This window comes from Exiguobacterium sp. s131 (genome assembly GCF_018617345.1).
Lineage (GTDB): Bacteria > Bacillota > Bacilli > Exiguobacteriales > Exiguobacteriaceae > Exiguobacterium > Exiguobacterium profundum.
Genome location: NZ_JACSJX010000001.1, coordinates 874,144 through 886,304, shown reverse-complemented (window position 1 = coordinate 886,304; position 12,161 = coordinate 874,144). Strand labels below are relative to the sequence as shown.

Sequence of the window (12,161 nt, the reverse complement as noted above, 5' to 3'; positions counted from 1 at the left end):
GTTGTCACGAAAAAAAATCTATTTAAACGCTTCACTCGCCACATGTATCGCCTTGTCACCTGCACTGATTCAAGCTGGAACAACCTCTGTTTCAGCTGAAGCTTCCGTTAAACCGAAACTGGTTTTAGAGAAGAAACAGAAAAAAGTTCGGGTCGTCGTTGAGCTCGTCGGGGATCCTGCCATTGCCGAAGCCGCTCAAAAAGGAAAGAAATTTAATGAATTGTCGAAATCAGAGCAAAATAAGGCACAACAATCTGTTCAATCAGAACAAAAACGTGCCAAGTCCGCCTTGAAGAAACAAGGCGTAACGGCTACACCGATTGAAGAATTTACGACCGTCTTCAATGGTTTCTCTACATTCTTGTCTACAAGTGAAATCGCCAAAGTCGAAGCATTACCTGAAGTGGCGACCGTTCACATTGTCAACGAGTATGAGCGCCCAGAAGTCAAACCGGATATGATCACGAGTAATGGCATGGTTCAAGCCGAACAAACGTGGGGAGATTACGGGTTTGCCGGAGAAGGTACTGTCGTCGCCGTCATCGATTCTGGAATCGATCCTGAGCACCGGGATTATAAGATCACAGACGCCAAAACGGCAGAGTTGACTCAATCTGAAGTCAATCAAGCCATCACATCGTTCGGTCTTCCAGGCGAATACGTGAACGAGAAAGTTCCATACGCATATAACTACTACGATGAGAACGATGACATCAAAGACGATTCACCTGGTGCTTCCATGCATGGACAACACGTTTCTGGAACGGTTGCCGCTAACGGTGATTTAGAAAACGGTGGAATCAAAGGGGTCGCACCGGAAGCACAAATTTTAGGTTTAAAAGTATTCAGTAACGATCCGAACTATGCATCTACATATGGAGACATCTATATCAAAGCGATTGATGATGCCATCAAACTCGGCGCCGACGTCATCAACATGAGTCTCGGTTCGACAGCCGGGTTCGTCGATGCCGATTCGCCAGAACAACAAGCCGTTCAACGTGCCGTCGATAACGGTATCTTCATGTCGATTTCTGCAGGGAACTCCGCATACTTTGGTCACGGATTCGACTTACCGACTGCTTCAAACCCAGATACGGGTGTCGTTGGGGCACCGAGTGTCAGTCAAGCATCGACATCGGTCGCCTCTCTTGAAAACGATCAAATTCAATTGGACGCATTCCGTGTCGGAGATGAAAAAATCGGATGGAAAAAACAAGACGGTCCTGCCTTCAAAGAAGGAACATACGACATCGTATATGTCGGAGACGGACAACCGGAGAATTATGAAGGAAAAGACGTAAAAGGAAAACTCGTCCTTGCTGTTCGCGACGGCGGTTACTTCTACTCGCAGATCCAAAAAACAGCTGAAGCGCAAGGCGCAGCAGGTGTCATCGTGCGTGGTGCGGTCGGGCACGGCGATTATGTCTCGATGGCTCTCGATCAACCTCAAATTCCGATGGCTTCACTCAGCATCCAGGACGGGAATGAACTGAAAGACAAGTTAGCAGACGGTCCGCTTCAAGTGACGTTTGCCGGTGACCGCATCAGTGTCAATAACCGTTCAGCCGGTGCGATGTCTGATTTCACATCGTGGGGCGTCACACCGAACCTTGACTTCAAGCCAGAGCTTTCTGCTCCAGGTGGACAAATTTTCTCTACGTTCAACGATAACCAATATGGATTGATGAGCGGAACGTCAATGGCAGCACCACACGTTGCCGGAGGGGCGGCCCTCGTCCTTGAGCGTGTAGACCGTGACTTCAAATTGAGTGGAAAAGCACGTGTCACGATGGCGAAAAACTTGTTACTCAACACGTCGAAGCCTGTCACAGATATCGGACCGTATAACCAAGAATTGAAACAATCACTCCCATACTCACCACGTCGGGCCGGAGCCGGTCTCATGCAATTGCATGCAGCCGTCACTTCGCCGGCTGTCGCCTATGAAAAGTCGACAAAAGAGGCGAAAGTCGCTTTGAAAGAGTTGTCGAAGAGCAAAGCATCCTTCACGGTCGTCGTCGAGAACATGTCGAACGAAGCGTTGACTTATGATGTGGCCGCATCGTTACAAACAGACCTCGCTGTCAAAAACAAAGACGGTATCGTTCAAAATGCGATGGAAGCTCAAGCACTCGAGCAAGCTATCGTTAAAATCAACGGATCGAACACAAGTAAAGTCACGTTGAAAGCAAAACAGAAGAAAGAAATCACAGTTTCCATCGATGTTTCGAAAGCAAAAGTGTTGAACCCAGAAACGTTAGAAGGCACTGTATCTGCCAAATCTGTCTTTGAGAACGGCTACTTCGTCGACGGGTTCCTTCGTTTGACTGATCCGCGCGGTACAGACGGTCATCCATCTCTCGTTGTTCCAATCGTCGGATTTGAAGGGGATTGGGGCAAAGCGCCGATCTTTGACGAGACGATCTATGGAGAAGGAGCATTCTATGGCGTCTCTGGATTGGTCGATGCAGAAGGAAAGTACTTAGGTGAAAAACTAGATGAATCTGTGGCTAGCGAAGCGGTTGCCATTTCACCGGACGGAGACGGATCGAAAGATACGGCTACTCCAGTCTTCTCGCTATTACGCAATGCGAAAGACATCAAATATCGCGTCGTAGATGAGAAAGGGAACGTCCTTCGCACCCTCAAGATGGAAGACGAATTGAGAAAGAACTACTTCGATGGTGGAAGTGGTGATTATTACTATTACGCAGCGGATAACGCTTGGGACGGAAAATTGAATGGGAAGATGGCGCCAAAAGGCACATATTACTATGAAATCGAAGCAAGCATCGATTACATGAAGAAACAAGCTCAAACGATGCGCATCCCTGTCAAAGTAGATTACACAGACCCACGCTTCACGCTTCGTTGGGACGACAACGTAGCAAGCGTCAAAGCGTCGGATGACTTTGCTGGAATCAACGGTATCGAATTCCTCATCAACGGGAAAGTCGTGGCAAAAGAAGCGAAAGCTTCAGCGAACTTCACACTTGAACAGCCGCTCGAGACTACAGATCAGCTTTCAGTTCGTGTGTCAGACAATGCCGGGAACGTGATCACTCGAAATGTTTCAACAGAAAATGATGCGGCCAAACCTGGTATCTTTGTCGATGCACCACTCGCCTTGTCTCCTTACGGTACATCCATCGTTCCATTGATCGGTCAAATCAAGGATGCCTCTGAAATCGCATCGTTCACGGTAGACGGGGTCGACGTACCACTCAAATATGACGCGTCAGCGAAACAATATACGTTCAATACGACACGCACATATAAGGATGGTTTCCACAAAGTCCGCTTTGTCGCAGAAGACACAGCCGGAAACGTGACGAACTTCGTCCGCCCAATCTTTGTCGACTCGACGAAAGCTAAATTGTCGGTGACAAATGTTCCGAAGAACGTATCAGCTAAACAGAAGTCTGTAAAAGTGAAAGTTCAAGTAACGGATAACTTTGATGAGATCAAGCTTCGTGTCAACGGGGACTTGAAATGGAGCAATACGTTGAAAGAACCATACGCGATGCGTGCCTTCTCACGCACGGGGACGATCACACTTCCAGTGACAGCGAAAGGGAAGAATACCTTCACATTCGAAGTGACCGACCTTGGCGGAAACGTCACGAAGAAAGTGATTACAATCAACAAAAAATAAAAATGAAAACGGATGACCTCGTTCGGGTCATCCGTTTTCATATTATCTGTTCAGTTCAAGCGCGAAAGAGATTGCAGATAATGCATAAAGCGGCGCTGTCTCAGACCGAAGAATGCGTGGTCCAAATGCACATGCAGTCGCTCCTGCCTGAATCCATTGATTGATTTCGTTCACATCGAATCCACCTTCAGGTCCTGTGATGACGAGAACGCGTTGTTGCGGTTTCAGTTGAGTCAACAGTTGCGCGAAAGCAGACTGCTCCCCTTCTTTTGCCGACTCTTCATATGCGATGACGATGGCATCATAGCCATCTATTTTCTGTTGGAGCTCTCTCGGAGAAATATATGAGCAAGTCGGTACCACGGCACGATAGGATTGTTCAGCCGCTTCTTGCATAATCTTTTGAATCCGCTCCACTTTTTTCGGAGCTTTTTTTCCATCCCATTTGGCAACAGAGCGCGTCGATTCGAACAGCAACAGATGGTGGACGCCAAGCTCCGTCGCTTTTTGGGCGACGAGCTCGACTTTGTCCCCTTTCGGGAGTGCATACGCCAAAGTTACCTCGATTGGCAACTCCGTCGTCGCCTGTCGCGATGACATGACTTTCGCTTCCCCGCTCTTCTTCTCAAGCGATGTCACGACGCAGGCATACTCAACACCTGTACCATCCAACAGGACCATCTCATATCCAGGACCTTGTCGTAAGACTGTACCGATGTGGTGGACCACGTCTGAAGGAAGGGTCACCGTTTCGCTTTTAAAGGCTTCTTTTGTCAAAAAATAACGTTGCATAACTTACCCCTTCTTGGCGATAATCGCGACCCAATCTTCCATCACGCGCGTCTCTTCAATCTCAAATCCAGCAGCGACCAAAGCATTCGTCACTTCAGCCCGCTTCTCTCCGATAATTCCAGAGGTGATGAAGCGTCCACCTGACTTCGTGCGTGCATAGGCGTCTTCGATGAACAGGAGAATGACGTCAGCAAGAATGTTCGCTACGACTAAATCGTACTCACCTTCCACACCTTTCAGAAGATCACCTGTGTCCACTTGAACGCGTTCGCCCACTCCGTTCGTCTCAACGTTTTGACGAGCAGCTTCGACTGCGACCGAGTCTAAGTCTAATGCCTTTACCTTCGTTGCACCAAGTTTTGCTGCTGCAATCGACAATACACCCGATCCTGTACCGACATCAATGACACGGTCACCTTCCTGAATGTAGTTCTCAATCGCTTGAATGCATAGCATTGTCGTCGGATGCGTTCCTGTGCCGAACGCCATACCCGGGTCAAGCAAAATCACATTCTCTTCCGGCTGCGGTGTGTACTCTTCCCATAAAGGAACAATGGTAAGCTGTTGCGAAATTTTCACCGGCTTATAATACTGCTTCCAAGAGTGTGCCCAGTCCTCTTCATCGATTTCAGCGACCGTGACGTCTCCTGACCCGATATCGAGCATCGTGCGTAGTCGTTCGATTTCTTTTTTCAGATTTGAAAGTAAATCTTGAAAATCTCCCGAGGCCGGGACATACGCTTTGACGTGTACGCCAGAAGTTGGATACGTCTCACGATCCGAAACGTCCCAAATCTCCCCGAAATGGTCCTCCGCCATCATTCTGTCGAAATCTTCCACGTCCTCGATGACGACACCTTGTGCCCCTACTTCGTGTAGTAAATTGGATACCGCTTCTACCGCAAGTTGTGTCGTGTGGACACAAATTTCAGACCATTTCATCGTTCGTACACACTCCTTTTAGTGACTAAAGAACTTTTTCATTTTTTGGAACATTCCATGTTCCTCTTCGACACCGGACTCTCCGCTAATTTCTTCAAATTCACGAAGCAACTCTTTTTGACGGTCTGTCATGTTCTTCGGCGTCATCACGATGACACTGACATACTGGTCACCATTTGCGCCACCACGAACGCTCGGCATTCCTTTACCGCGTAAACGGAATTTTGAACCGGTTTGTGTCCCTGCAGGCACTTTCAAGCTCACATTCCCGTGAACTGTCGGTACTTCGATTTCCGCACCGAGAGCAGCCTGAGCGAATGTGATCGGCATATCCATTGCGATGTGTTGGTCGACACGTTCAAAGATCTCATGTGCTCGGATACGAACGACGACGTACAAGTCCCCTGCTGGTCCACCGTTCACGCCTGGACCACCTTTACCTGAGAGACGGATCTGTTGACCGTTATCGATACCGGCTGGGATTTTGACCTCGACGGTTTGTTTCTTCTTCACATGACCTGAGCCATGGCACGTCGGACATTTTTCTTTAATCGTCTTACCACTTCCGTGACACTGGCTACATGGACGTTGGTTGACCATACGACCGAGAATCGTGTTCTGTTCGACCGTCTCGACGCCGCTACCGCCACATCGATTACACGTTTCCGGTTTCGTGCCCGGTTTTGCGCCACTTCCCATACACGTGTCACATTCCACTTCGATTTCGAGTTCAATCGTCTCCGTTTTACCTGTGACACTTTCCATGAAGTCAAGATCGACGACGTACTGGTAATCTTCGCCGCGACGTGGTGCGTTCGGATCTTGACGGCGTCCACCGCCTCCGAAGAACATGTCGAAGATATCTCCGAAGCCGCCTTGGAAGTCACCGCCTCCTCCAAACTGATTGGCCCCTTCGAAACCGAATCGGTCATACTGGGCCCGTTTCTGTTCGTCTGAGAGTACTTCATACGCTTCACCAATCTCTTTGAACTTGTCGGCAGCATCTGCTTCTTGGTTGATGTCCGGGTGATATTGACGGGCTAACTTTCGGTATGCCCGCTTGATGTCTTGTGCCGAGGCCGACTTGTCGAGCCCGAGCACTTCATAATAATCTCGTTTCGCCACTATTCTCGCTCCTATCCTCACAAACTACGTATCGATTTTACCGATTCTACCTTAACATGGAAAGAGCCAAAGCAGAAACCTGCTTTGGCGCTCTCCTTTACAACGGCTGTTTATTTACGGTCGTCGAGATCCTCAAACTCTGCGTCCACGACATTATCGTCTTGTTTCGCTTCCGCTTGTGGTTCTGCGCCTTCAGCACCTTGCTGTTCAGCCATTTTAGCATATACTTTTTGCGTCAACTCTTGAACGACAGCTGACAATTCGTCTTTGGCTGTACGGATCGCCTCAAGGTCTGAACCTTCGAGAGCAGTTTTCGCTTTTTCTTTCGCAGCTTCTGCTTTTTCTTTGTCCGCCTCTTCTACTTGCTCACCAAGGTCTTTGATCGCCTTGTCTGTCGCGAAGACGAGTTGGTCTGTTTCGTTGCGAAGTTCTGCTTCTTCTTTACGTTTTTTATCTGCTTCTGCGTTCGCTTCGGCTTCTTTCACCATACGCTCGATTTCCGCCTCATCGATACCTGAAGAAGATTGGATTGTGATCGATTGTTCTTTGTTCGTACCGAGATCTTTTGCCGATACGTGAACGATTCCGTTTGCATCGATATCGAATTTAACTTCGATTTGTGGTACACCACGTGGTGCTGGTGGAATATCCGTCAATTGGAAGCGACCAAGTGTCTTGTTGTCTGGTGCCATCGGACGTTCCCCTTGAAGAACGTGGATGTCAACAGCAGGCTGGTTATCGGCTGCAGTCGAGAACACTTGTGATTTCGATGTTGGGATTGTCGTGTTGCGATCGATGAGTTTCGTCATCACGCCACCCATTGTCTCGATACCGAGTGAGAGTGGAGTCACGTCGAGAAGAACGACGTCTTTCACGTCTCCGGCAAGAACTCCACCTTGAATTGCTGCACCAAGTGCAACAACTTCATCCGGGTTAACCCCTTTGAATGGCTCTTTCTTCGTGAAGTCGTGGATTGCTTTTTGAACAGCAGGGATACGTGTCGAACCACCGACGAGAATGATCTTGTCGAGGTCAGATGGTGTGAGTCCTGCGTCTTTCAAGGCACGGCGCGTCGGTTCCATTGTGCGTTCGACAAGGTCAGCCGTCAATTCTTCAAATTTCGCACGTGTGAGTGTCATCTCCAAGTGGAGCGGACCTGCTTCACCTGCTGTGATGAACGGAAGGCTGATATGTGCGCTTGTGACACCTGAAAGGTCTTTCTTCGCTTTTTCGGCAGCATCTTTCAAACGTTGAAGTGCCATCTTGTCTTTGCCGAGGTCGATGCCGTTCTCTTTTTTGAATTCTGCAACGAGGTAGTCGATGACTTTTTGGTCGAAGTCATCTCCACCGAGACGGTTGTCACCAGCTGTAGCGACAACTTCGAATACACCGTCACCAAGTTCAAGAATCGAAACGTCGAACGTACCGCCACCGAGGTCATAGATCAAAATCGTGTGGTCTTCACCTTTATCTAAACCGTAAGCGAGTGCCGCAGCTGTTGGCTCGTTGATGATCCGTTTGACATCAAGACCAGCAATCTTACCAGCATCTTTTGTCGCTTGACGCTCCGCGTCGTTGAAGTATGCAGGAACTGTGATGACGGCTTCCGTGACTGATTCACCGAGGTAGTCTTCAGCATCTTTCTTCAACTTCTGCAAAATGATTGCCGAGATTTCTTGTGGTGTGAATTTCTTACCGTCTACGTCAACTGTATGTGATGTTCCCATGTGACGTTTGATTGATTGGATCGTATTCGGGTTCGTGATAGCCTGACGTTTTGCGACCTCACCGACTTGACGCTCTTCTCCTTTGAATGCGACAACCGAAGGAGTCGTACGGTTACCTTCTGCGTTTGAGATGACGACGGCTTCGCCACCTTCCATTACTGCCACACATGAGTTTGTAGTCCCTAAGTCAATACCGATAATTTTACCCATCGTTTATTCCTCCGTCTCGTTAAGTAGTGTTATTCTGCGACTTTTACCATGCTCGGGCGAATGACTCGACCATGCATCGTATATCCTTTTTGAAGCTCCATCGTCACGATACCTGACTCGAACTCATCGCTCGGTTCTTGCATGACTGCTTGATGGAAATTTGGGTCGAACGGCTGTCCGACTGCTTCAATCACTTCGACTTGCTCAGCATTTAATACGTCAAGTAGTTGACGATGAATCATGTCTACTCCAGATTGAATCTGCTTCGCATCTTCTGAAGTTGCGTTTACTTGAAGTGCACGCTCAAAGTTGTCAATGAGCGGAATCAATTTTTCAATGACAGACTGTGAAGCAAACTTGACGCGTTTGGCATTCTCTTCGTTCGTCCGACGACGGAAGTTGTCAAAGTCGGCACGAATGCGGAGCTCGCTCGCTTTCAACGCTTCGATTTCTTTTTGTAAGTCCGTCCCCTCAGAACTTTCTTCCACAATCTCAGCATTTAAAACCTCATCTTCATTTGATTCAGTTGACTCATTCTCTTCTGTTTGTGCCGAGTCTACAGATTTTTCTTCAAGCACGTCATCTTGCTCGTGCCCGTTTTGGTGATCTGCTGTCATAATAAAACTCCTTTCCGTCACTCATCTAGTTTCGTTCGTCGCAACGCTTCGATAATTTGTCCCATCATTTGGACACCATGACGGTAATTCATACGCGTTGGACCAATCATAGCGATTGTACCGAATGTTTTTCCGTCTAGTGTATAATCCGAGGTGATGACACTACAATTTTGAAGGGCGACAATTCCGTTCTCGCTCCCAATGCTCACATAAATTTCACGATTTGGCAACGATTCGAGCCAGTGCGTCAATCGTTCTTGCTCATCAATCCATTCTAGGAATGGGCGTAACGTGTCGAGCGTCTGAAACTCGGGTTGATTGAAGATCTTCTTCTTGCCCCCGAGATAAAGCGAAGACGGCGTTTGGATTCCGAGCGTCGATTGAATCAGTTGCATCATGTTCTCGTACTGCTGTCGCTGAGCGAGTTGCAATTTGGCAACTTCCTCCCCAATCCGGATTTTCAATTGTCCGATTGGCGTTCCGACAAGGCGGTCGTTCAACAGTCGAATCGTTTCCTCGATGACGTCAGGAGCGACACGCGATTCAAACATGACGGTACGATGCTCGACGTGACCTTGATCCGTGACGATGAGAACGACACCACGCCGCTCGTCTAATGGCATAAAGTCCACACGGGCCAACGTTTCCATTTGGCTGTTTGGACCGAGGGCGACCGTCGTATAATTGGTCAAATCAGAAAGGAGATCTGCAGCTTGTCGAATCAGGATCTCAGACTCTTTTGAAGATTGTTTCAAACGTTCTTCTAGTCGACCTGTCTCCCGTTCGTCGATGATCTGCTTCTCGACGAGGTGGTCCACGTAATATCGATAGCCGACCTCTGACGGGATGCGACCTGCAGAAGTATGTGGTTTTTCAATCAGCCCCATGTCTTCCAAATCGGCCATATCATTCCGAATCGTTGCTGAACTAAACGTCAAATCGTCTCGTTTCGACAATGTCCGAGAACCGACCGGCTGAGCCGTCTGAATGTAATCATCAATGATGGCTCGAAGAATGAGCAATTGTCGATCTGTCAGCACAACATCACTCCTCTCTGAAAAGGTTACCCCGCTTTATTAGCACTCATATTTAACGAGTGCTAATCACACTTCAAATATTATCATGTTCTCACTATTTGTCAATTCATACACTCGGATTTTTTCACCTTTTTTCACGATAGCAAACCTACGAAATGAAAATAAAAGCCCATTTCGGTAGAATAGATGATGAGGTGATTAAATGTTTACAACAAAACAATTTAATGTATTTAAACAGGATGGACTCGACGAACGAATGTCTGGCATCCGTTCGGATATTCAACCGCTCTTCCATCGGATTTATGACGAGGTCGGGCCAGAGCTTGAAGCTGATGTCGGTATTCCTCTTTATTTGCATGTGGCGAAGCACGCTCGTCGGACGGTGAACCCACCGAAAGATACGTGGATGGCGATTTGTCACGACAAACGTGGGTACAAAAAACATCCGCACTTACAAGTTGGGCTTTTCGACGATCGTGTCTTCATCTGGCTAGCGTTCATCTATGAGATGCCGAACAAGGACGCCATCGCGAAACACCTGCAACAAATCGATTTGAAATCAACATTCCCTGATTTCCATATCGCGGGCGACCATATGAAAAAAGAAGCGTTACTTGTTGAAGATACGTCAACTGAAGACATTCAATCGCTACTTGAGCGATTCGGCACTGTGAAAAAGGCTGATTTCTTGATCGGCCGTCAACTTCCTGCCGATGCGTCGATTCTTCAAAATGAAGACGCATTTCTCGCGTTGGTCGAAGACACGTTCGGTCGGCTTACACCGCTCTATCGTGATCTCGTCTTGTAATATAAGAAAATGGACAAATCCTCACGAGGGACTTGTCCATTTTTTTATGAATCAGCATGTTCAAGTTTTGCTTCTCCAATAAAGGCTGCAAAGGCTTCATTGGCGAGTGGCAAACCGGATGCCGTTAGACGGATATGTGTGTCCGTCCGTTCAATCAGTGACTTCTTCACCAACTCTTCGATGACGTGACCGAACACATCATCGAGCGACACTCCGTACTTTTGTTCAAACGTCTGAAGCGAGACCCCGGAACGCATACGCAGGCCGAGGAATAACTCTTCTTCCATCTTTTCCACTTCTTCTAGTTCGGTCACCCGTTTCACAGGGATGCCTTCTGCTTTAATATAGTGAGGAATTGGAGCGATATTGGCGCGACGTGTCCCATTCAAATAACTATGCGCTCCGGCTCCGAATCCATAATACTCTTCATTGCGCCAGTACACTTGATTGTGACGACTCTCTCGACCAGGCAAGCCATAGTTGGAGATTTCATATTGTTTGAGACCATGGCGTTCAAGCGTCTCCATCACTTTCAAGTACATTTCGACTTCGACATCTTCCCCCGGTAAACGGAGCTTCCCTTTTCGATCTTGAATCGCAAAGACGGTATGCGGCTCGAGGATCAACGAATAAGAGGATACATGTTGAATCGGTAATTGGAGCGCTAGCGCTAAATCACGGTCAATTTGTTCAACGGTTTGTTCCGGAAGACCGAACATCAGGTCAATCGAGATATTGTCAAAGCGCTTTGCCGCTTCGCTTACCGTCTCGAACACATCATCCGCCCGATGTGTCCGCCCGATGCGCTCGAGTCCACCATCATCAAACGTCTGGACACCGAAACTGAGTCGGTTGACGCCACCTGCTTTCATCGTGTCGAGTTTTTCCGCACTCACAAAGTTCGGGTTCGCTTCGACAGAATACTCTAAGTCGTCTGACGCGAGTGGCAGAATGTGTTGGCGGACCATGTCCATCAGGCGCGCCATCTGCTCCTCATTGAGCGCGGTCGGTGTCCCGCCTCCGATAAAGATGGTATCAATCCGCTCTGTCGGAAACGCCTCGAGCGTCAATACCATCTCTCGTTCTAATGCATCTAAATAATCATCAACAGGCTGATTTTTTAAAAACACCTTGTTGAAATCACAGTAATAACAAATATGTTCACAAAATGGAATGTGAAGATATACGGCTTTAGCCAATTTCGGCCACCCCTTTCTTCTCATTCCATTTATAACGCTTTTCGTC

9 protein-coding genes are annotated in these 12,161 nt (G+C 48.0%); 2 read left to right on the top strand and 7 right to left on the bottom strand.

Features of this window, described 5'->3' with window-relative positions; translation table 11 throughout:
• Position 1 precedes the first annotated feature (1 nt).
• The gene (locus KNO69_RS04580) at positions 2-3,658 is read left to right on the top strand and encodes a S8 family serine peptidase (protein WP_214816313.1); all 3,657 of its coding nucleotides are present in this window, start codon (positions 2-4) and stop codon (positions 3,656-3,658) included.
• Positions 3,659-3,700: 42 nt separating this feature from the next.
• On the opposite strand, the gene KNO69_RS04575 is transcribed toward KNO69_RS04580, so the two are convergent.
• From KNO69_RS04575 to hrcA, 6 genes are all read right to left on the bottom strand, one after another.
• Entirely contained in the window at positions 3,701-4,450 is a 750-nt protein-coding gene (locus KNO69_RS04575; protein ID WP_214686987.1) for a 16S rRNA (uracil(1498)-N(3))-methyltransferase, read from the bottom strand.
• Between the two features lie 3 nt (positions 4,451-4,453).
• Entirely contained in the window at positions 4,454-5,392 is a 939-nt protein-coding gene (gene prmA / locus KNO69_RS04570) for a 50S ribosomal protein L11 methyltransferase (RefSeq protein WP_214816310.1), read from the bottom strand.
• 18 nt (positions 5,393-5,410) lie between these two features.
• Positions 5,411-6,517, bottom strand: coding sequence for a molecular chaperone DnaJ (gene dnaJ, locus KNO69_RS04565; protein ID WP_078147164.1), 1,107 nt, complete (start codon positions 6,515-6,517; stop codon positions 5,411-5,413).
• A gap of 110 nt (positions 6,518-6,627) precedes the next feature.
• The gene (dnaK, locus tag KNO69_RS04560; RefSeq protein ID WP_214686991.1) at positions 6,628-8,454 is read right to left on the bottom strand and encodes a molecular chaperone DnaK; all 1,827 of its coding nucleotides are present in this window, start codon (positions 8,452-8,454) and stop codon (positions 6,628-6,630) included.
• Between the two features lie 29 nt (positions 8,455-8,483).
• On the bottom strand, positions 8,484-9,071 hold the full coding sequence (gene grpE, locus KNO69_RS04555; RefSeq protein ID WP_012726667.1) for a nucleotide exchange factor GrpE: 588 nt from the start codon (positions 9,069-9,071) through the stop codon (positions 8,484-8,486).
• Positions 9,072-9,088: 17 nt separating this feature from the next.
• Complete coding sequence (hrcA, locus tag KNO69_RS04550) at positions 9,089-10,111, bottom strand: heat-inducible transcriptional repressor HrcA (protein ID WP_074036577.1); 1,023 nt, start codon at positions 10,109-10,111, stop codon at positions 9,089-9,091.
• Between the two features lie 199 nt (positions 10,112-10,310).
• Between hrcA and KNO69_RS04545 the strand changes: the two genes are divergently transcribed.
• A complete protein-coding gene (locus KNO69_RS04545) occupies positions 10,311-10,916 on the top strand; it encodes a DUF1054 domain-containing protein (protein WP_012726669.1) in 606 nt (201 codons plus the stop codon).
• Positions 10,917-10,960: 44 nt separating this feature from the next.
• On the opposite strand, the gene hemW is transcribed toward KNO69_RS04545, so the two are convergent.
• Positions 10,961-12,139 carry a radical SAM family heme chaperone HemW gene (gene hemW / locus KNO69_RS04540; RefSeq protein WP_251025558.1) on the bottom strand — a complete coding sequence of 393 codons (1,179 nt, stop codon included), beginning with the start codon at positions 12,137-12,139 and terminating at the stop codon, positions 10,961-10,963.
• Positions 12,140-12,161: the final 22 nt, after the last annotated feature.

Coding starts and splice junctions, on each gene's coding strand:
- KNO69_RS04575 (WP_214686987.1), bottom strand. CDS start 4,450: ATGCAACGTTATTTTTTGACAAAAGAAGCCTTTAAAAGCGAAACGGTG.
- prmA (WP_214816310.1), bottom strand. CDS start 5,392: ATGAAATGGTCTGAAATTTGTGTCCACACGACACAACTTGCGGTAGAA.
- dnaK (WP_214686991.1), bottom strand. CDS start 8,454: ATGGGTAAAATTATCGGTATTGACTTAGGGACTACAAACTCATGTGTG.
- grpE (WP_012726667.1), bottom strand. CDS start 9,071: ATGACAGCAGATCACCAAAACGGGCACGAGCAAGATGACGTGCTTGAA.
- KNO69_RS04545 (WP_012726669.1), top strand. CDS start 10,311: ATGTTTACAACAAAACAATTTAATGTATTTAAACAGGATGGACTCGAC.
- hemW (WP_251025558.1), bottom strand. CDS start 12,139: ATGAGAAGAAAGGGGTGGCCGAAATTGGCTAAAGCCGTATATCTTCAC.